Genomic DNA, 21,253 nt, shown 5'->3' on the forward strand with positions numbered 1-21,253 from the left:
AGATTCGGCTAAGACCTTCTTTAGACTTCAGGCCAAGCCGCACAGTCCGTCTATTTGTCGCGGCTACGCCTCCATGGGCTTGCGGCGCTTGCCGTCCGCGCCCACGCAAGAATCAGATCGACTGCAGCGTCCACGCGACGATCTCAGCGGCTACGGCCGAGAATGCACGATCAAGGCCCTTCACCAGGCCATCGTTGGAGCCACCGGCAGGCACGACCTGTCTGAACACCTTCTGAGTGCGTACGGTACCGTTGCGATCATTCAGTATCTTCGCTGAGATCTCGACAACCGCGCGGCTACCACTGGTGGTGTCGATCTCAAAGGACCGGATATCCGTCACGAGCTGGTAGTCGATAGCCAGCCCCTGGCCCGGTACACCGACGCCACCGACCTTGCCCGAGTTCTCATAGGCCTCGACCAGCTTCGCTTGAACAATGCGCGGCAGCTTGTCGCCCCATTGCGCCTTGGAAAGATACTGTATTTGCGAAGGAGCGACCCGAACGACGATCTGCTCGCTGTCGATCGCCTTCAGTGCAGTCGGCTGCTGCACCAGGATTTGCCGGCCTTTCGCCGCTGGTCCACTGCCGGTCACCGACCCGGATAGATCGTAGGTGTCGTTCTTTGCAGAGGTTCCGCAGCCGGCAAGGCCTGCCAATAGCGGCAGCGCGATCGCGGTTGTCGATAGCCACGAACGACGCTGAACCAGATCCGATACGGCCATATGCGCTCCCCTAATGTCCCTTTTAACGCCGCGTCCGGCCGTCATATTGCTTTACAGTATCGCCGCCGAAGATCAGCCGCTGCGGATTGCGGTCGAAGTCACTGATCGCATTGCTAAGGTTTTGTACGGTGGAGCGTGTGTCGTTGATCAGCGACTGCATATCCCGCAGTCCACCGCTGGAAAATTTCTGCAGATTGTCGGCGATCGGGCCAATGCGAGAATTGAGGTTGTCGGCCACCTTCTTGAAGGAGGTAAGCGTGTCACGCGCTTGCGCAAAAAGCGACTGCGTGTTGTCGGTCCCGAGCAGCGCATCCAGCTTGACTAGAATTCCGTCGACGCGCGTGGACGCCGAGTTCAGCTTGTTCGCCATTTGCGACACGTTCTGGATTGTCTGATCGATGTCCTTCTGTCGCGCAGCAACCGTATTCGCGACGTCCTTGATCGAGGCGACAGCGGTGCGCGCATCCTTGGTCGCCTGCGAGATGTCGTCGACGGACCCTTTGACCTTGGCCGGATCGATCTGTGCTACAAGCGTATCCACGCGGTCGAGTGTCGCCTGTGCCTTCTTGCCGAGGTCGTTGTAGGTCGTCGCCGTTTCCTGGAACTTCTGGATCGCTCCCTTGAAGTTGCCAGATGCATCCGCGACGTCGCGGCTAACTTTCTCGGCATTGCTGAGAATGGTATCGATCTTCTTCGCGTCGACGGCCTTCACAAGCGCCTCGATTGCCTCAAGCGTCGAGTCGACGCGACCCGAGACCTTGCGAATGGTATCGGACAGCTGCCCGACACTTTGCAGGAACGAGTCGATGTTGCCGGAGTTCTTGGCCAAGGCGTCGGAGAACGTCTCGGCGTTCTGCAATGTCTTCGTTAGCGGCCCGCGCGCATCCTTCACAAACCCCTGAACCTGCCCGATGGCATCGTTGGCGCGGTCCAGAATCTTATCCGCTGTCGCCAGCAGATTCGTGACACTCGACTGATCCGCCACGATCACCGCTCGCTTGCCGCTATCGATCGATTGCTGAAGGATGTTTTTTTCGCCGATCTTGCCACCCGAGAGTTCGATATAGGCCGCACCCGTCAAGCCCTGGATTTCCAGGATGGCTTTTGTCGATGGATAGATCGGCGCGTCGACTCGCACCTCGGTGAAGGCGAGTGAGAAGCTCGGATCATCGGCGTCGATCGATAGCGACTTGACCGAGCCGACCTGAATGCCGTTGAACCGCACCGGCGAGCCGACGCTCAAACCGTTCGCGGAGCCCGGAATGCGGACGATCAGCTCCGCCGTCGGACCGCCACGCCCGTATTCGGCCATCCAATACACGAAACCGAACGCCGCTGCGATAACGAGCACCGTGAAGAAGCCGACAATCGTGTAGTTCGCTTTTGTTTCCATGGTATCCGCTCACTTCCCGCGGCTATCTTGCGCCAGGCTGTTCTCGCCGGCGTGGCCACTCTGCGGCACGATCGAACGCGCCCGCTTGCCTTTGAAATAGGCCTGAACCCACGGATCGTCGTAGGCCAGCATGTCGTCGATCGTTCCCTCGACCAGTACCCGCTTCTTGCCAAGCACAGCAATGCGATCACAGACCGAGAAGAGACTGTCGAGATCGTGGGTGACCATGTAGACGGTCAGCCCGAGCGTGTCCCTAAGTCTCGCTATAAGCTCGTCGAATTCCGCGGCACCGATCGGGTCGAGCCCTGACGTGGGCTCGTCGAGGAACACCAGTTCTGGGTCGAGCGCCAAGGCGCGCGCCAGCGCCGCACGTTTAATCATGCCGCCCGAAAGCTCCGACGGGTATTTGTCGGCAGCATCCGCCGCGAGCCCAACCAGTCGAATCTTCAATTTTGCCAGTTCGTCCATCAGGGACTGCGGCAGGTCCAGATACTCGCGCATCGGCACCTGGATGTTCTCCTTCACGGTCAGCGACGAAAACAACGCTCCCTGCTGAAAGAGCACGCCGAGCCGCATATCGAGTGCATTGCGCTGCGGCTCGTCGAGCTCGTCGAAATCCTGGCCGAGAATCTTGATGTTTCCCGAGCGGCGCGGCAGCAGCCGAAGCACGGTCCGCATCAGCACCGACTTGCCCGTCCCCGAGGCGCCGACAAAGCCAAGAATTTCGCCGCGATAGATATCGAGGTTCAGATTGTCGAGAACGACCTTGGACCCGAAAGCGACCGTCACGCCGCGCGCCGACAGCACGACATCCCGTCCTTCATTGTTCCCGGTCTGTGTAGGCTGTCCGTCCACGTACAATCCTTAGAAATTGATGGCCGCATAGAACATGGCAAAAAGCCCGTCCATGAGGATAACGACGAAGATCGCCTTCACGACCGCAGCGGTCACGTGCTGTCCAAGCGACTCGGCGCTGCCGCCTACTTTTAAGCCTTCAACCGCCGCTACGATACCGATAACCAGCGCCATGAACGGCGCCTTGATCATCCCGGACAGGACCGTCGACAGCGTAATCGCTTCATGCAGGCGCGAGATGAAGTTCGCGAAGGTGATGCCGGAGTACGCCCAGGCGACGACGGCTGCACCGGCGAGCGAAGCAAAGTTCGCAATCACGGTCAGCAGCGGCAACGCCACAGTGAGGGCAACCAGTCGCGGAAAAATGAGAACACCGACGGGATTGAGCCCCATCACCTTCAGCGCATCAACCTCCTCGCGCATCTTCATCGAGCCGATTTCGGCGGTAATGGCGCTACCGGAACGGCCGGCGATCATGATCGCCGTCAGAAGCACGCCGATTTCGCGAAGCTGCAGAATGCCAACCAGATCGACGACGAAGACTTCGGCGCCGAAGTAGCGGAGCTGAAAGGCGCCCTGCTGTGCGATGATCGCGCCGATCAGGAACGACATCAGCAATATGATCGGGACCGCGCGTACGCCCATATGGTCGATCTGGTTGACGATCGACGCTGGCGAAACGCCGCTACCCCGCCCGAACTTCATCTGGGCGCCGCGCACGGCGGAGCCGAGGATATACATAGCGGCCGCGAGGTTGTTCCAGATATCGAAGGTGATCTTGCCGATCGGTGCGAAGATACGTTCCGCCAAGCCCGGACGTCGTTGCGGCTCCTGGTCGGGCGGCGGCGGCTCCTCGGAAAACTCCGCGATCATTTCGTCGATATGTTCGTTGCTGCCTTCGAAGCGCACGGTGCCGCCCGCGCCCTCAACTTGCTTCTTCAGTCGGCAGAGCAGCCAGACACCCGCCGTGTCGATATCCGTTACGCCCGACAGATCGAGGGTCACCTCGCCGGATCGAGCGGCGGTAAGCTTCTCGAAGTCGCGCAAGACGAGATGCAGGTTCGCGCTCCGCCAGTTCCCCTCGATGTGAACGAGCTGACCCGATCCATGGGTTTGGTCGTCCACATGCAGTGAGGCGGCGTTACGGGTTTCGGACTTCAAAACGCTTGTGTCTTTCAAGGCTTACGGCGACATTGCCGACTCGCGAACTGACGGTTCGCCGCTTCGGATCAATATACCCAAGCCACACCAAATTTCCATGCGCGCAGGATTGCAAATATGCCACGGTCACTTGAAATTCAGACGGAATCCTTCCCCATTTCAGGCACGTTTACGATCTCGCGCGGCGCCAAGACGTCAGCAGACGTGATCCTCTGCACAATCCGGGAGCACCTGATCGCCGGCCGGGGCGAATGCGTTCCCTATCGCCGTTACGGCGAGACGATGGAGAGTGTTGCCGCACAGATCGAAGCGGCAAGGCCGTTGATCGAGGCTGGCCTGACGCGCCTGGAGCTACAGCGCGCCATGCCGCCAGGAGCCGCACGCAATGCAGTGGACTGCGCCCTCTGGGACCTTGAGGCCAAGAGTTCGGGCAACACGGTCGCCAAGAGCCTCGGCCTGATCAAGCCCCAATCGCTGACGACCGCCTTCACGATCTCCCTCGGCGAGCCCGACGTGATGGCGGACCAGGCGCGCGCAAATGCCGGCCGCGCGCTCTTGAAAGTCAAGGTCGGCACTGGTGACGACGAAAGCCGAATCCGCGCTGTTCGCGCCGCTGCGCCGGATACGGCAATTATCCTCGACGCCAATGAAGGCTGGCCGGAAGTCACGCTGGAGCACCATTTACGCATTGCTGCCGAAGCGGGTATCGCTTTGGTCGAACAACCGCTGCCGGCAGGCAAGGACGAACTTCTTGCAGAGATTCGCCGGCCGGTCCTCGTCTGCGCGGATGAGAGCGTCCACCACACCGGCGATCTTGCGAGCCTTCGTGACCGCTACGACGCGATCAATATCAAGCTCGACAAAACCGGCGGACTGACAGAGGCGCTGGCCATGAAGAAAGAGGCGCAACGCCTTGATTTCAAAATCATGGTCGGCTGCATGGTCGGCACGTCACTGGCAATGGCGCCTGCCGTGCTGCTGGCGCAGGATGCCGAGTTCGTTGACCTTGACGGGCCGCTGCTTCTCGCTCGAGACCGCGACCCGGGTTTGCGCTACACGGCCTCGCTCGTCTGGCCGCCGGAGATCACCCTCTGGGGCTGAAGATAATAAGCCGCGACTACAAGACAGAGGCCCATTAGGGCGACCACTGCCATGACGTAATAGCTGGCGAGGCCGAGCCAGGCGTAGAGGTAGCCGGAGGCAATTGTCATCAGCCCCAGGAACATGCCGTTGTAGAAGAAATAGGCGCCCTGGGCCGACGATTCCTGGGTCTCCTGGACGGTGGCAACGATCCGTCGTTGCACGCCGGTATGCACGAACGCATAAGTGCAGGAATGCATGCACTGGAGCAGAAAGAAGCCCCAGAAGCCCCAGTGCATCGGAAACAGTATCCAGCGGCAGACGCTGACGGCCGCACCGAAGCGGATCAAGGTCCAGGCGCTGAACCGACGGTTCAGCCGGCGCGAGAGAAAGAACACCGTCACCTCGGCCGCGACACCGGCGCTCCACAGCACGGCGATCTGCGTGCCGGAAAAACCGAGTTCACGCCAGTAGAGCGACGCAAAAGCCTGCAGAACCGCGTGGCTCGATTGCTGGATGGCGACTCCGATCAGCAAGGCCAGCAGATGCGGTTGACGCAACGAACTCCCGGTCGCCGCCGAAATATCGACAGGCGTGCCACGTCTGCGTGTCGGACCAATCCGCGGACAATAGATCGCCATGACCACTGTCGTGACGAAACCAAAGGTCATCACGGGCAGCACCATCTCTCCGCCCCAATGCCCAATCAACTGCCCGCCAATCAGGGTGGACACAATAAACGCGATCGAGCCCCAAACCCGCATCGACCCGTAGTCCAGCCCCCAGCGCCTTACACCCGAGATCACGATCGATTCCACGACCGGGACGTAACAGGCAAAAGTCGCGCCCTGGATGGTATAGACGATCAGCACTGGCCAGAACGTATTTGTCCAGTAAAGCGCAATCGCCGTCAGCAGCGACAGGCTTCCGGAAAACAGCAATACATCCGCCCGCTCCTTCATGCGGTCGGCATACATGGCGACAATAGGTGCAACGAGCACGCGTACGACCATCGGCACTGCCAGGATGACGCCGATCTGATGATCGTTGAACTCGTGCAGCGCAAGCCACATCGGGAAGAAGGGCAAGGCAACGCCATTGACAAGCAAAGGTGCACAGTAAGACAAGGCACTGAGAAGCCGAAAGCGCGGTGGCGCGCCCTCACTTGCCGGAGGATTTTGAGCGGGAATCATGATGGACCTGCAGGAAACTGAACGCTGCCTAGCACGTCAACCTAAGGGCGACTATGGCAAGAACTTGCCCATCGAAAACGTTTTAGAAAATAAATAGGGCCTGTCGCAAAGACACAACGGGCTAAATTCATACTGTGAATTGCGGGAGCAAAGGCCGCGACTAGGCAGCCTGCGGCGCGACTTCCTTTTCGCGGTGACCGATAGCCATCGGGATTGGCTGTATTCCGCTCATTGAACGCCACTCGATCAATTCGAAGGTGCCATCCTGATGTTCGGCGATCGCCGTGCAGCTTTCGACCCAGTCGCCAGTATTGATATAGCGGATGCCATCCATGTCCTCCATCACGGCATGATGGATGTGACCGCAGATCACCCCGTCTGCGCCATGCTTGCGGGCTTCGTCGGCGACGACGCGCTGGAACTCGCCTATGAAATTGACAGCGTGCTTGACCTGCAGCTTGGCCCACGCCGAAAACGACCAGTAGGGCATACCCATCTTGCGGCGGATCGCTGCCAGGCCGATGTTGATCATGATCGCCATGTCGTAAGCCCAGTCGCCGAGATAGGCGAGAAGGCGCGCATTGCGGACGACGACGTCGAACTCGTCGCCATGCAGGACCAGGTATTTCTTGCCGTCGGCCGTTTCGTGCATCATCCGCTCGGCAACCTCGATGCCGCCGAAATGGGTGCCTGGAAAGTCACGGAGGAATTCGTCGTGATTGCCCGGGATATAGATAACCCGCGTGCCCTTGCGCGCCTTGCGCAGCAGCTTCTGCACCACGTCGTTGCAATCCTGCGGCCAGTACCAGCTTCGCTTCAGCCGCCAACCATCGACGATATCGCCGACAAGAAAGATCGTGTCCGCGTCGTGATGCTTGAGAAAATCCAACAGGAAGTCCACCTTCGCGGCTTTGGAGCCGAGATGCACATCGGAAATGAAAAGCGTACGGAAGTGCCGCGTATCCATGTTGTCCCTCACAAGCATCCTGCTCGTGTCCCATCGTTCACCTGCCTCTCCAAAACCAGAGTCGTGTTTCAGGAAGATGACATGCCGCTTTCCCGGTTGATTTTCCCGGCTCCTGTCGACCTGCGCGGATGTCAGGAGAGATTCGCGTTGTTTTCGCATTTCGATGGAAATTCCGACTGTTCCGCCATGCCGTTTGATGTATTGAAAACACTTCAAGACAGCATGCGGCAGCCCGGAGGCGATGATGGATCATCACGAAAAGTCCAAGACGGAAAAGAATTTGGTAGGTGGAAGCCTCGATGAGCAGGCGCTCTATTTCCATCGCTATCCGCGTCCGGGCAAGCTCGAGATCCAGGCGATCAAGCCGCTTGGCAACCAGCGCGACCTGGCATTGGCCTATTCCCCCGGTGTTGCAGCACCCTGTCTCGCAATCCGCGACAATCCGGAGACGGCCGCCGACTACACGTCGCGCGCCAATCTCGTAGCGGTCATATCCAACGGCACCGCCGTTCTCGGGCTCGGCAATATCGGCCCGCTCGCCTCAAAGCCGGTCATGGAAGGCAAGGCCGTCCTCTTTAAGAAATTCGCCAACATTGACGTCTTCGACATCGAAGTCGAGGCATCGAGCGTCGATCAGATGGTTTCGACGGTAGCCTCGCTCGAGCCGACCTTCGGCGGCATTAATCTCGAGGATATCAAGGCGCCGGAATGTTTCGAGATCGAGCGCCGCCTTCGCGAGACCATGAAGATCCCGGTTTTCCACGATGACCAGCACGGCACTGCCATCATCGTCGCCGCGGCGATCCTCAATGGCCTCGAACTGGCGAACAAGAAGATCGACGAGGTCAAGATCGTTGCCTCCGGCGCTGGCGCTGCCGCCCTTGCCTGCCTCAATCTGCTCGTTACGCTGGGCGCCAAGCGCGAAAATATCTGGGTCCACGACATCGAAGGTTTGGTCTACGAGGGCCGCACCGAACTGATGGACGAATGGAAGAGCGTTTACGCCCAGAAAAGCGACACCCGCACGCTTGCCGAAAACATCAGTGGGGCCGATGTTTTCCTTGGCCTTTCCGCAGCCGGCGTGCTGAAGCCGGAACTGCTGGCGCAGATGGCCGAAAACCCACTGATCATGGCGCTCGCCAATCCGACGCCGGAGATCATGCCCGATCTCGCCCGGGCAGCGCGTCCCGATGCGATGATCTGCACTGGTCGTTCCGATTTCCCGAACCAGGTGAACAACGTTCTCTGCTTCCCCTATATCTTCCGCGGTGCGTTGGATTGCGGCGCAGTCACGATCAACGAGGAAATGAAGATGGCCGCCGTGCGCGCCATCGCGGCATTGGCGCGCGAGGAACCATCCGACGTCGCCGCCCGTGCGTATTCGGGCGAAACTCCTGTCTTTGGCCCCAACTACCTGATCCCCTCGCCCTTCGACCCGCGCCTGATCCTGCGCATCGCCCCTGCAGTCGCAAAGGCCGCGGCCGAAAGCGGCGTCGCGTTGCGTCCGATCGCGGATTTCGACGCCTACCTCGACCAGCTTAACCGCTTCGTCTTCCGTTCGGGCTTCATCATGAAGCCGATCTTTGCCGCCGCGAAGAATGCCGAGCGCAAGCGGGTAATCTTCTCCGAAGGTGAAGACGAGCGCGTCCTGCGCGCCGCGCAGGTTCTGCTTGAGGAAGGGATTGCCGAGCCGATCCTGATCGGCCGCCCGTCGGTCATCGAAACGCGCCTGCAGCGCTACGGCCTGCGCATCAGGCCGCTTTCGGATTTCGCCGTCATCAACCCGGAAGACGACCCGCGCTTCCGCGAGTATGTCGATCTCTACTTCTCGCTGGTCGGACGCCGTGGGGTCATTCCGGAGGCCGCCCGCACGATCGTTCGTACCAACACGACTGTGATTGGTGCACTGGCGCTGAAGCGGGGCGAAGCGGATGCACTGATCTGCGGCCTGGAAGGCCGCTATGAAAAGCATCTCCGCGATGTCCGTCAGATCATCGGCAAGAGGCACGACGTCTGCGATTTCTCGGCGCTCAGCCTGCTGATTTCCCAGCGCGGCGCCACTTTCTTCACCGACACCTATGTCACCTTCAATCCGAGCGCCGAGGAAATTGCCGAGTCGACAGTTCTTGCCGCCGAGGAAATCAAGCGCTTCGGCATCACCCCGCGCGCTGCTCTCGTATCCCATTCGAATTTCGGTTCGCGTGAATCCGAGAGTGCGACGAAGATGCGCGCTGCGCTTCAGCTTGTGCGCGAGGCTGCGCCTGAGCTCGAAGTGGACGGCGAGATGCACGGCGAAAGCGCCATCTCCGACGCCTTGCGCAAGCGTGTCATGCCTGACACCACTCTGCACGACGAAGCGAACCTGCTGGTCTTCCCGAACCTCGATGCGGCAAACATCACGCTCGGCGTCGTGAAATCGATGATCGACGGATTGCATGTGGGACCGATCCTGCTTGGCGCTGCACTCCCAGCGCATATCCTGGCGCCGTCCGTGACTTCGCGCGGCGTCGTCAACATGGCCGCCCTCGCCGTCGTCGAGGCTTCACAGCCAGCGTGATTTGCGGCCGATGGAGAAAATGCGCTAAGATTTCAACCGCAGCCTGCTAACAAGCAGGCTCGCGGCAGAGGCGAGGCACAACGCCGCGCCTATGACCGCTCGTATTTGCTCACCGATGGGACCGTGCCTTGAACCGCTGGATTCTGTCACTCGCAACAGTGCTTGCCTTCACCGGCCTGGCCCATGCCCAGGTGCCGGCAATCTGTGGCGACCTGCGGGCGCGGCTCGCCGACCTGCCTGAGATCATTGGCAGCACGCCTGAGGTGCGCAAATTCGCCAGTGCCATTGCAGAACAGAACCTTGAACTGCGCAAGCTCCGCAGCGATCTGCGCCAGAACGGTTGCACGAGCGGCAGCATGGTCGTGATCGGCGATGACGACGGCTATTGCGGCGAGCTCGAGCGCGCAGAGAGCAAGATGGTCGACAACATCCGTTATCTGCAGCAGCGGCGCGATGAATTGCGTGGCCAGAGCCAGGATGTGCGCACGAGAAACGAGCTGCTGGCGGCACTCGACGACAACGGCTGCAATGACGAGCAGTGGCCCGAGGACCGCGCAGAGGGATACGCGGCGCCGCCGAGCATCGAAGACCAGGCTATGCGCAACGACACCTTCATACCTTTAGGTGACGATCCTAACCAGCGCCGATACGGTTTCGGCATGTCGACTCTCTCTCATCTGAACACCGTTTGCGTCCGAACCTGCGACGGCGGCTTCTTCCCATTGAGCTCGAATGCGACCTCCCAGGACTTCCCCCGTGACGCAGATACCTGCTCGAAGATGTGTCCAGGGATCGACACCGAGCTTTTCTATCATGACGTCTCGAGCACCGAGACATCACAGATGATTTCGGCCGCGACGGGCGCTCCCTACAGCGCCATGCCGAATGCCTTCGCCTACAAGAACCGCAAGCCTGGCGAAAAATCGTCCTGCAGTTGCGATCTCAACGGCTACTACGAGCGGATGCGAAAAAGCCAATCACTCAGCGAGCCGCCACAGCAGGGATCAATCACGACGATCGAAACCAAAAAGCCCGAGGCCAAGGTCCAGTCCGTTACCCCCGCGGCTTCGCAGCCGCAGGCACCTGACAGGCCTTACGATCCGGCAACCAGCAAGGTCCGCCAGATCGGCCCACAGTTCCTGGCCGGCGACCAAGGCACGATCGACCTGAAGAACCCGGCAAAGCCGGGCCCTCAGCCGCAGCAACAGTAGCCACCCTCAGTCGAGCGAATTGTCCCAACGGTCAGTGAACACGAGTTCCTCCAGCGGCAGCCGCTGACGCCAACCTTTGGCCGCCAGCTCCGGCTGGTCATAAAGCTGATCGACATACCCGACGCAGAGCCAGGCAACGATCTCGACGCGATCCGGCACACCGAGGATTTGCTTGATATCGGACTCGTGAAAAATGCTCACCCAACCAACCCCGATACCTTCGGCTCGGGCAGCCAGCCACAAATTCTGCACGGCGCACACCGTCGAATAGGAATCCATCCGCCGATTGTGCGTTCGACCAAGAACGACATCGCCGCAGCGATCCGGATCGCAGGTCACACAGATGCTGAGTGGCGCGGTTCGGATGCCTTCAAGCTTCAGCGACAGGTAGAGCTGCTGCCGCTCGCCCTCAAACATCTCGGCCGCCTCGCGATTGGCGCGATCGAAGGCTTGCCATACTGCCTCTTTCACCTGCTGATCGCGCACCAGGACGAAATTCCAAGGCTGCATGAACCCAACCGACGGCGCGTGGTGCGCGGCGGTCAAGAGCCTGCGGACAACGTCGTCCGGTATCGGATCCGGGAGAAACTCCGAACGGACATCGCGACGCGTCGAGATCGCACGATAAACGGCGTCACGTTCCTCGGTCGAAAAGGCTGCGGCTCCCGACAGGGAGCCTGAATGGTCTGGTCGCATCGTCAATCCCCAACAATACAACCGCCCGCCGTCCACGCAGGTCAGTCTATGATGTCGGGCCGGTCTTCTGACTTGGCATCATCCGACTGCCGCGCCTTCCCGGTGCTGGACCAGTGGCTTGATGCGGCAGACGTCAGCCTTACAGCGTTGGGCACGTTCCGGTCTCTCACCGAATTCCCGATTCTCCCACCTGAGGCAGGCACCCGACGGAAGTTCTATGCCGGCAAAACTCGCTCGACGCAATCCTTCACGCAGAGACGGGATAGTAACGCACATAGGCGAACTCATCGCCTGACGGCGACCAGTTGGGCACGTTGATCGTTCCCTGTCCGCCGAAAAGATCGAAGAGCGTCGTCAGGTTTCCACCGTCCATGTCCATCAGCCGCAGGCGAACATCGAGATCACGCGGATGGTCGAAGACATCAGGATCATAGGAAAGGATCAGAACCTTGTCATTATTGGGCGATGGATGAGCAAACCAGTTCCCGTAATTGTCACTGGTGATCTGCTCGAGCCCGGTCCCGTCGGGATGGATCCGCCAGATCTGCATGAGGCCGGTGCGGCTGGAATTGAAATAGATCCATTGGCCGTCCGCCGAATAGTCCGGCCCGTCATTGCGTCCTTCGCCGTGTGTCAGCCGCTTTTCTTCGCCGCCTGCCACAGAGATCGTGTAGATATCGAACAGGTCGTTGCGGATGCCGCAATAGGCGAGTTCTTTTCCGTCGGGCGACCAGCCGTGCCAATAGGACGGCTGATTTTGCGTCACAAGTCGCGGCGTCCCGCCTTCGGCCGGAAGCACATAGATCGTCGACTTCCCGAATTCCGTCTTATCGGAGATGACGATCTCACGGCCGTCAGGCGAGATGCCATGATCATTGTTGCAGGTCCTGGCAAAGCCAGTATCCACCTCAGCGACCTTGCCCGAACCGTCTAGCGCCAGCCGGTAAAGAAGCCCGTCGCCATTCAGCAGAAGATAGCTTCCGTCCGGCGAAAAGTTCGGCGCTTCCACCAATTGCGCGGTCTGCCAGACCACGCGCGCCTCGCCCGTTCTGACATTATAGATCTCGACGGAACTTCTCAATCTAAATCCTCCTGACATCGATTCCCCTGACCTACGATGCCTCGCCACCGAGCACAAGTCGACGCGGGGTAGCGATGGGTGTCGGGCACACGGCCCTCGGCCCTTATCCACCAATCACAAATGCTGGAAACCTAACGGTTCATCTAGCGTTCATGACGAAGGTGTGACAGTTCAGTGAAGCTTTTATGACGTTGGAGTTTTTCAGTTGATCGCGTTGGTAATGAGGTCCGCAGCGGCAACGCGGGTTGCGTCGCTTTCCACCGGTGTCCGGGGAAGCGCACAGTCGCCGGCTATACGGACGGCCCTGGCCATCAGCCTTTCCGCTCTCATTGCCGTTTTCGCCACCGTAGCGGTTGAAATTATTGCGCGCGATGGGCTGGCCGACGTTGGGGAATTCCTGACGTCGCCGGCACGTCCCGGTATCACCACCGTCGCGATGCTGACCGTCCTGATGCTCTCTCTGGATGCAGCCCTGGGAAGGCGATTCATTTCGGCATTGATCGTTCTGCCGGTGGTTATCGTCCCGGCTATCGTCTCCAACCAAAAGCAGCACTACCTTTCGGATCCTCTTTATCCGTCAGACGTCCTCTTCGGACGGCAGATCATGGAATTGCTGCCGGTGATGGTGCGCGACCGACCGTGGACCGCCGTCGCCATGCTCGTTGGCATCATTCTTTCCGTTGCCGCGATTGCCGCGCTCTGGCATTTCGCCTGGCGCCACTTTCCGCGGCTTTCGAAGACCACTCGCCTGCGTCACCTCTGCATCGGCCTGCCTGTCGTCGCCGCCTTCGGCACGCTGATGGACTATTCCAAATACTCCTACATACGCGACCGTCTTCAGGTCGTTCCGATGATGTGGGACCAGAAGGAAAACTACCGCAGCAACGGCTTCATCCTGGCCTTCATCTTCAATATTCCGATGGCCGACGTGGCAGCGCCAGCCGGCTTCGGTGCACAGGCGCTCGATGCCATTCCCGGCCGTAACTACGGTTACCTCAGCGGCCCGCGCGAAAAGCCCGACGTGATCATGCTGATGAGCGAATCCTTCTGGGATCCGACCAGGTTGAGGAACATCAGCATGTCGCCCGATCCCATGCCGAACATCCGCGCCGCGCAGTCGGGTTACGTCTTCTCGCCCGAGTTCGGGGGGATGACGGCCAACGTCGAATTCGAAGCGCTGACGGGATTCTCGAATGCCTTCCTGCCCTACGGCAGCATCCCGTATCAGCAGTATATTAGAGGCAACCTTCCTTCGCTTGCGACGTTCTTCCGCGGCGAAGGCTATGCTGCCCGTTCGCTGCACCCCTTCAGCGGCTGGTTCTGGAACCGCAACGAAGTCTACAAGGATTTCGGCTTCGAGCAGTTCCGCTCGGAAGAAACCCTGCCGCCGATGGAGAAAAGGGGCATCTTCGCTTCGGACGAGTCCCTCATGAAGGAGATCATCAACGAAGCCGACGGCCTTGATCGCCCGTTCTTTTTCTTCGGGGTCACTCTTCAGGGACACGGCCCTTACGAGCCGAACCGCTATGCGCACAACAGCATCGACATACAGGGCAACCTGAACGACGCGGACCGGGCGACGCTCGCCACCTACACACAGGGGATCAAGGAAGCCGACGATAGCCTCAAGATGCTGATGGATTGGGCTAAGAAGCGCGACCGTGAAACAATCATCGTGCTCTGGGGCGACCACTTGCCTCCGCTCGGCAACGTCTACATGGCGACGGGCTACATGCCGGATCAGGTTGCGACCCGCAAGGCATCGGTCAGCGTCATGAAACAGGAGCACGAGACCCCGCTCGTGATCTGGTCGAACAAGAAGGGCAGCAAGAAGGATGTCGGCACTATCAGCCCGTCACTGCTTCCCTATCATCTTCTGAAGTTCGCCGGCTTCGAGCATCCCTACTATACGGGCTTCCTCGGTCGCGTGCAGAAAAAGTACAGCGTCATCGACCGCTATCAGCTCATTGCGCGCGACAATACGCCGTCGCCCGATTGGGTGTTGAAACCAAAAAACCTCGATCCTCTCGTGCGGGACTATCGATACCTCCAGCACGACATCATGTTCGGCAAGGCCGAGACCCTTGATCGCTTCTTCCCACAGCATGCCTGGCTCTATGCGCAAGGCACGTAAAAGAGCGACAGAAGTCCACATTGCAATTTGAAAACATTGGGGAATACTGGCGCCCGAGCGATCTAGCATTCGGAGTCAGCCATGCATAATCTATCGGACTTCATCCACCATCACTTCGACAAGTCGGCCGACGAACTCGGCGAGATCGAGAAGCGCGTCCTCGCAAAGGCCCATGAGCGCAAGATAATCTCGACGGATATCAATGCGGCTCTGCGGGCCGAATCATCTGTCGGCGAACGCCTGGCGGATTCGATCGCCCGCGTTGGCGGCTCCTGGTACTTCATTGTTACGTTCCTGCTTTTTCTGGTCTTCTGGTGCGTCGTGAACACCATCGTGCTGCTCACACGCGCTTTCGATCCTTATCCTTTCATCTTCCTCAATCTTGTGCTGTCGATGCTTGCCGCCATCCAGGCTCCGATCATCATGATGTCGCAGAACCGTCAGGCTGAGCGCGATCGTTTCGAGGCCGCCAAAGACTACGAGGTCAATCTCAAAGCAGAACTCGAAGTTCTGTCGCTGCATCAGAAGATAGACATGCGCGTGCTCACGGAAATTGCAGCATTACGCGAAGATATCGAACGGCTACACCAGCGCCTACCAAGTTGATGCAACCGTCCGGAACCGCTTGAATTTAACTATACCGACTGATTAACGATCCGCTAATCAAGTCCCGCATTGAAACATCGACGCAAATGTTGGAGGAGCAACGGAAACCAATCCGATCCGACCGTACAAGACAATGCTCACTGGCAGGCCACATACTCGCGATGAAATCCTTCATCACCCTCTATTTCTGTCCATAGAACGCCAGATCGCACTCCATCTTATCGGCATCCACAAGCGCGCTCCTCGCCTTGCCCGCCTTGCTGCGTCGCACCAGAAGTGGCTGCTGACACAGACGCTATTCGCCATGCATACTGGACGCGATAAAAGCAATCCGGTCTCGGGTCTTACGGCCGGTCGCATGATGCAGGTCGCCAAGGAGTTCGATCTCGCCAGCAAGAATACGGCCGCCTCGTTTCTTGCCGAACTGATCGCCTACAAGTTTTTGCGGGATGCTCCCGATGAAACACCCGATCGGCGCCTCCGCCGCCTCGAGACGACGGAACTGAGCGAGGAGGCCATGGCCTCCTGGTTCCAGGGACATATGGCCTGCCTTGATCAACTCGACGGTGGCAACCGCGGCAGCCTGACCGCAGATGACCCTCGGCTCTTTTATCTGGCACAGCCGCGCGCCGCGCATGCCCTGATCCAGGACCCGGTGTGGAAGGAGCCGCGGGCGAGCATCGGCCACTTCCTCTGGTCCGATGTCGGTGGCCTCGTGCTGCATGATCTGATCAGCCGCCTCCCGGACGACGCGCGTGAACAGCATCGCATCCTGCTGAAAGGCGTGAGCATCAGCGAAATCGCCAATGAATTCGGTATCTCCCTGACCAACCTCAAGCGGATGTTCAAGAAGGCCGAAATGGATGACCTGCTTGGTTGGGAGAGCCCACGCAGCCGCGGCGCGCTTTGGCTCTCGCGCACGTTCATCGAGGACTATTTCTACTGGCAATCCGCAAAGTTCGCCGAGCTGGACAGGGCGATCCACTGGGCCGCTGGCCAAATCAGCTAGCCGGTTGCCAACCCGCGTGTCGGTGCGAAACGGTATGCGACAGGTCCGCATCGCACCGATTGGCGAACCGCAAACACGCCGCTGCCGCTTGACCTCAGGATCGGCACAACATGCGATGCCCCGCTGCCAGCGGTCGGTCCGTTCCCAAATAAAAAAGCCCGGCATCGCCGGGCTCTTTCTTTCACATTCGCCTTGATCAGGCGTTGGCGGCCATCCGCTTTTCGTCGCGGCCGCCCTTCATGCGCTCTGCCAAGAGGAAGGCAAGTTCCAGCGCCTGGTCGGCATTGAGACGCGGGTCGCAATGCGTGTGGTAGCGATCGTGCAGATCTTCGGCCGTTACGGCACGAGCGCCGCCAGTGCATTCAGTGACATCCTTGCCGGTCATCTCGATATGAATACCGCCCGGATGCGAGCCCTCGGCGCGATGGATCTGGAAGAAGCTCTCGACTTCCGACAGGATCCGCTCGAACGGGCGGGTCTTGTAGTTGTTCAGCGTGATCGTGTTGCCGTGCATCGGATCGCAGGACCAGACGACCTTGCGGCCTTCGCGCTCAACCGCGCGAATAAGCCGCGGCAGATGGTCGGCGACCTTGTCGTGTCCGAAGCGGCAGATCAGCGTCAACCGGCCCGCCTCGTTCTGCGGGTTGAGGATGTCGATGAGGTTCAGAAGGTCGTCCGCCTGCAGCGACGGGCCGCACTTGAGACCGATCGGGTTCTTGATGCCGCGGCAGTATTCGACGTGGGCATGGTCCGCCTGGCGCGTACGGTCGCCGATCCAGATCATGTGGCCTGACGTTGCGTACCAGTCGCCGGACGTCGAGTCGACGCGCGTCAACGCTTCTTCGTAGCCCAGCAGCAGCGCCTCATGGCTGGTGAAGAAGTCAGTCTCGCGCAGGCTCGGATTGTTTTCCGCGCTGATACCGATCGCCTTCATGAAATCCATGGTTTCGCTGATGCGGCCGGCAAGCTTGCGGTAGCGCTCGCCCTGCGGGCTGTCCTTGACGAAGCCGAGCATCCACTGGTGGACGTTCTCGAGGTTGGCATAACCACCCATCGCGAAGGCGCGCAGCAGATTCAGCGTCGCAGCCGACTGACGGTAGGCCATCGCCTGCCGCTCCGGGTTCGGAACGCGGGCTTCCTCGGTGAACTCGATGCCATTGACAATATCGCCACGGTAGCTCGGCAGCGAAACGCCGTTCTGCGTCTCGATCCCGGAGGAACGCGGCTTGGCAAACTGGCCGGCGATACGCCCGACCTTGACCACCGGCAACTGTGCGCCGAACGTGAGCACAACGGCCATCTGCAGGAATGCACGGAAGAAGTCCCGGATGTTATCCGCGCCGTGCTCGGCGAAGCTTTCTGCACAATCTCCGCCCTGTAGCAGAAAGCCATTGCCTTCAGCGACGTTTGCAAGATGCTTTTTCAGGCGACGAGCTTCTCCCGCAAAGACGAGTGGCGGATAGGACGCGAGCGTGGCTTCCGTTGCTGCCAATGCCGCCTGGTCCGGATAGTCCGGAACCTGCTGAATCGGTTTTTGCCGCCAACTGCTCGGTGTCCAATTCTCTGCCATGTCACTCACCTGCTCCAGCATCCGGTCCGTCCGGATGTTCCGTCCTAAAAATGTTGGGCGGCTTATAAACCGTTAGCGTCATCTTGCATAGCGGCGTTCCGCTCTTTGGCGTTACTGATTCAATCGACCAACAACAGCCGATATAAAGGAATTCCGCGCCGCGTTTTCAAACATAGGCGCGCAATTTAACGGTCAATAAACCAAGACAGTTTGTATCTAATTCAAGCTTGTACCGTAGAAACACCGTCAATTCTAATAGCGCGTCATGACGACCCCGCTTGATCACCGATGGCATGGTGGAACCGTGGGTTTGATTTCGTGCGCAGCTTGTATCATTTCTGCACTGACCGTTCAGGCAATTTCGGGATGCTGACAGCGATCCTCATGGTACCCCTGATAGGCTCGGCGGGCGTGGCCGTCGACTTCGCCCACGCGCTCAGTCTGCGCACGCAACTCTATGCGGCGGCTGACGCCGCGGCCGTCGGAGCGATCTCCGCGAATTCGGCCGCAGCTGCGGCCGCCATGAAGATGACCAGTGACGGACCGATATCCACCGGACAGGACGACGCCCGAAACATTTTCGTCGGCCAAATGCAGGGCGAACTTACTGGAAGTCAGGTGGCCGTGGATGTGCAGGTCAGCCGCGCATCCAACAAGCTGAACTCTTCCGTTAGCTTTACCGCCTCGGTTCCCACGACCTTCATGCAGGTTCTCGGCCGCAAGACGGTCGATATCTCGGGCACCGCCACGGCGACCTTCCAGACGGCGTCGTTCATGGATTTCTACATCCTTATCGACAATACACCGTCGATGGGCGTCGGCGCGACGCCGGCCGATGTGGCTCTCATGGAACAAAAAACCCCCGATACCTGTGCCTTCGCTTGCCATATCGTGTCGGAAGCTGGAGTCGCGGACAAGAACAGCTACTACAATATCGCACGCAACAACGGCGTAACCTTGCGCGTCGATGTGGTTCGCCAGGCGACGCAGAAGCTCACCGAGACAGCAAAAACCGAGCGCCAGTCCGACAACCAATTCAAAATGGGCGTCTACACTTTCGGCAAGAAGGCCGAAGACGCAAACCTGACGACGATCTCTGCGCCGATCACTGACCTTGACAAGGTCGCGACCTACACGAACGCCGTCACCCTGATGTCGATCCCGAAGCAGGGTTACAATAACGACCAGCAAACGAGCTTCGACAGCTCGCTTACGCAGATGAACAAGATCATCTCGACTCCAGGCGACGGCAGCACCGAAGCGCAGCCTCAAAAGATTCTGTTCTTCGTATCCGACGGAGTCGGCGACAGCCAGAAGTCGAACTGCACGAAACCAAAGACAGGCGAGCGCTGCCAGGAGCCGATCGACATTTCCTTCTGCAAGCCGCTGAAGGACCGGGGCGTCAAGATCGCCGTGCTCTACACCACCTACCTGCCGCTGCCGAAGAACAGCTGGTACAATAGCTGGATCAAGCCCTTCCAAAGCGAAATCCCGACGAAGATGCAGAACTGCGCTTCGCCCGGTCTCTATTTCGAGGTGACGCCGACCCAAGGCATAACCGATGCGATGCAGGCGCTCTTCCTCAAGGTCATCCGCATGCCCCGCATCACCAGCTGATCGGCTTAGGCTCGAATGCCGTCCCGAATCCGATAGCTCGGCGCATACATTGTGACGAGTTCTTCGGCCGCCGTCGGATGCACGGCCATAGTACGGTCGAAATCGTCCTTCGTGCAGCCTGCCTTTAGCGTAATACCAAGGATTTGCGCCATCTCTCCGGCATCGTGGCCAAGGATATGCGCGCCGACGACCTTCCTGCTCGAAGCATCAACAATCAGCTTCATGATCATTTTCTCGCCCCTCCCCGACAGCGTCGCCTTCAGCGGCCGGAACTGGGCGCGATAGACCTCAAGCTCCTTGTAGCGCTTGCTCGCCTCTTCCTCCGTCAGCCCTACGGTGCCGATTTCCGGCTGCGAGAAAACAGCCGTTGCGATCGTCTCGTGATCCGGCTTGGTCGGGTTGTCCTTGTACTCGGTCTCGATGAAGCACATCGCCTCGTGGATTGCCACCGGCGTTAATTGGACCCGGTCGGTGACGTCGCCGAGCGCATATATATTCGGCACGCTGGTACGCGAATATTCGTCGACGACGACTGCACCGCGTTCGTCGGTCTTCACGCCGGCGGCTTCCAGGCCGAGGCCTTCCGTGTTGGGGATGCGTCCAAGCGCCAGCATGACCACATCGGCCGTCAGCGTACCATTCTTCAACGTCTCTATGGAAAGTCGCCCCTCCTGCTTCGAGACGCCCTCCAGAGTGTCATGGCAGAGAATGCGAATGCCCTTCGCGGCCATCGCCTCATGCAACCCCTGGCGAAGATCCTGGTCGAAGCGCGAAAGGATTTCGGCGCCACGGTAAATCAGCGTCGTTTCGACGCCGAGGCCGTGAAAGATATTGGCAAACTCCACCGCGATGTAGCCACCGCCGGCAATGACGATCGCCTTCGGAAGCTCTTCCAGATGAAAAGCCTCGTTGGATGAAATACAGAACTCATGTCCCGGCAAGGCAGCGTGCGGGTTAGGCCGACCGCCCGTCGCGATCACGATGGTCTTGGCGGTCACCGTCTTGCCGGTATTGACCAGTCGAACCGTATGCGCGTCAACCAGCTCAGCGCGCGTCTCCAGTATCTCGGCGTTAGCGCCGGCGAGGCCCTTCTTGTAGAGCCCTTCCAGACGCGCGATTTCGTTGTCCTTCGCGGCGATCAGTTTCTTCCAATCGAACGAACTCGCACCCACCGTCCAGCCGAAACCGGCGGCGTCCTCGAAATGCTCGTGGAACTGGGCCGCATAGACAAAGAGCTTTTTGGGCACGCAGCCACGGATCACGCAGGTTCCGCCGTAGCGGTACTCCTCGGCAATCGCGACCTTGTTACCGAGCGATGCTGCGACGCGGGCGCTTCGTACACCTCCCGATCCGCCGCCAATGACAAAAAGATCGTAATCGTAGGACGTCATGAGAAGCTCCG

General features: G+C 59.5%; 17 protein-coding genes and 1 riboswitch. Of the genes, 7 read left to right on the forward strand and 10 right to left on the reverse strand.

The features are described 5' to 3' along the window. Positions 1-112: 112 nt before the first annotated feature. From FHT77_RS24850 to FHT77_RS24865, 4 genes are read right to left on the reverse strand one after another with little or no spacing between them, the layout of a single operon-like run. The gene (locus FHT77_RS24850; RefSeq protein ID WP_183757486.1) at positions 113-721 is read right to left on the reverse strand and encodes an ABC-type transport auxiliary lipoprotein family protein; all 609 of its coding nucleotides are present in this window, start codon (positions 719-721) and stop codon (positions 113-115) included. Positions 722-743: 22 nt separating this feature from the next. After that, complete coding sequence (locus FHT77_RS24855) at positions 744-2,114, reverse strand: MlaD family protein (RefSeq protein WP_183757487.1); 1,371 nt, start codon at positions 2,112-2,114, stop codon at positions 744-746. Between the two features lie 9 nt (positions 2,115-2,123). Beyond that, positions 2,124-2,969 carry an ABC transporter ATP-binding protein gene (locus tag FHT77_RS24860; RefSeq protein WP_183757488.1) on the reverse strand — a complete coding sequence of 282 codons (846 nt, stop codon included), beginning with the start codon at positions 2,967-2,969 and terminating at the stop codon, positions 2,124-2,126. A 9-nt stretch (positions 2,970-2,978) separates the two neighbouring features. Then, positions 2,979-4,148, reverse strand: coding sequence for an MlaE family lipid ABC transporter permease subunit (locus FHT77_RS24865; protein ID WP_183757489.1), 1,170 nt, complete (start codon positions 4,146-4,148; stop codon positions 2,979-2,981). Between the two features lie 99 nt (positions 4,149-4,247). On the opposite strand from FHT77_RS24865, the gene dgcA reads away from it, so the two are divergent. Beyond that, positions 4,248-5,231 carry an N-acetyl-D-Glu racemase DgcA gene (gene dgcA / locus FHT77_RS24870; RefSeq protein ID WP_183757490.1) on the forward strand — a complete coding sequence of 328 codons (984 nt, stop codon included), beginning with the start codon at positions 4,248-4,250 and terminating at the stop codon, positions 5,229-5,231. Here dgcA and FHT77_RS24875 read toward each other — a convergent pair. Then, entirely contained in the window at positions 5,183-6,403 is a 1,221-nt protein-coding gene (locus FHT77_RS24875; protein ID WP_183757491.1) for an MFS transporter, read from the reverse strand. The two genes, dgcA and FHT77_RS24875, sit on opposite strands and share 49 nt — an antisense overlap. A 160-nt stretch (positions 6,404-6,563) precedes the next feature. After that, the gene (locus FHT77_RS24880; RefSeq protein WP_114712829.1) at positions 6,564-7,388 is read right to left on the reverse strand and encodes a UDP-2,3-diacylglucosamine diphosphatase; all 825 of its coding nucleotides are present in this window, start codon (positions 7,386-7,388) and stop codon (positions 6,564-6,566) included. A 226-nt stretch (positions 7,389-7,614) separates the two neighbouring features. Here FHT77_RS24880 and FHT77_RS24885 point away from each other — a divergent pair, with 226 nt between their 5' ends. Beyond that, on the forward strand, positions 7,615-9,927 hold the full coding sequence (locus FHT77_RS24885; RefSeq protein ID WP_183757492.1) for an NADP-dependent malic enzyme: 2,313 nt from the start codon (positions 7,615-7,617) through the stop codon (positions 9,925-9,927). A 128-nt stretch (positions 9,928-10,055) separates the two neighbouring features. After that, positions 10,056-11,138 carry a DUF2865 domain-containing protein gene (locus FHT77_RS24890; protein WP_183757493.1) on the forward strand — a complete coding sequence of 361 codons (1,083 nt, stop codon included), beginning with the start codon at positions 10,056-10,058 and terminating at the stop codon, positions 11,136-11,138. 6 nt (positions 11,139-11,144) lie between these two features. Here FHT77_RS24890 and bluB read toward each other — a convergent pair whose 3' ends face one another. Then, complete coding sequence (bluB, locus tag FHT77_RS24895) at positions 11,145-11,834, reverse strand: 5,6-dimethylbenzimidazole synthase (RefSeq protein ID WP_183757494.1); 690 nt, start codon at positions 11,832-11,834, stop codon at positions 11,145-11,147. A 39-nt stretch (positions 11,835-11,873) separates the two neighbouring features. Beyond that, positions 11,874-12,056, reverse strand: a riboswitch (cobalamin riboswitch). 25 nt (positions 12,057-12,081) lie between these two features. Continuing rightward, positions 12,082-12,915 carry a TolB family protein gene (locus tag FHT77_RS24900; RefSeq protein WP_183757495.1) on the reverse strand — a complete coding sequence of 278 codons (834 nt, stop codon included), beginning with the start codon at positions 12,913-12,915 and terminating at the stop codon, positions 12,082-12,084. A 220-nt stretch (positions 12,916-13,135) separates the two neighbouring features. Here FHT77_RS24900 and FHT77_RS24905 point away from each other — a divergent pair, with 220 nt between their 5' ends. The 3 genes from FHT77_RS24905 (at position 13,136) to FHT77_RS24915 (ending at position 16,664) form a co-directional block, all read left to right on the forward strand. Then, positions 13,136-15,049 (forward strand): LTA synthase family protein, encoded by a 1,914-nt coding sequence (locus FHT77_RS24905; protein WP_409527472.1) that lies wholly within the window; start codon positions 13,136-13,138, stop codon positions 15,047-15,049. Between the two features lie 81 nt (positions 15,050-15,130). Next, a complete protein-coding gene (locus FHT77_RS24910; RefSeq protein WP_183757497.1) occupies positions 15,131-15,655 on the forward strand; it encodes a DUF1003 domain-containing protein in 525 nt (174 codons plus the stop codon). Positions 15,656-15,788: 133 nt separating this feature from the next. Continuing rightward, positions 15,789-16,664 (forward strand): hypothetical protein, encoded by an 876-nt coding sequence (locus FHT77_RS24915; RefSeq protein WP_183757498.1) that lies wholly within the window; start codon positions 15,789-15,791, stop codon positions 16,662-16,664. Positions 16,665-16,860: 196 nt separating this feature from the next. On the opposite strand, the gene FHT77_RS24920 is transcribed toward FHT77_RS24915, so the two are convergent. Then, positions 16,861-18,234, reverse strand: a complete 1,374-nt coding sequence (locus FHT77_RS24920; protein ID WP_016554184.1) for a class II 3-deoxy-7-phosphoheptulonate synthase — start codon at positions 18,232-18,234, stop codon at positions 16,861-16,863. Positions 18,235-18,522: 288 nt separating this feature from the next. On the opposite strand from FHT77_RS24920, the gene FHT77_RS24925 reads away from it, so the two are divergent. Then, positions 18,523-19,851 carry a TadE/TadG family type IV pilus assembly protein gene (locus FHT77_RS24925; RefSeq protein WP_183757499.1) on the forward strand — a complete coding sequence of 443 codons (1,329 nt, stop codon included), beginning with the start codon at positions 18,523-18,525 and terminating at the stop codon, positions 19,849-19,851. A 5-nt stretch (positions 19,852-19,856) separates the two neighbouring features. On the opposite strand, the gene gor is transcribed toward FHT77_RS24925, so the two are convergent. Next, on the reverse strand, positions 19,857-21,242 hold the full coding sequence (gor, locus tag FHT77_RS24930) for a glutathione-disulfide reductase (RefSeq protein ID WP_183757500.1): 1,386 nt from the start codon (positions 21,240-21,242) through the stop codon (positions 19,857-19,859). Between the last annotated feature and the right edge of the window lie 11 nt (positions 21,243-21,253).

This window comes from Rhizobium sp. BK181, assembly GCF_014193305.1.
Lineage (GTDB): Bacteria > Pseudomonadota > Alphaproteobacteria > Rhizobiales > Rhizobiaceae > Rhizobium.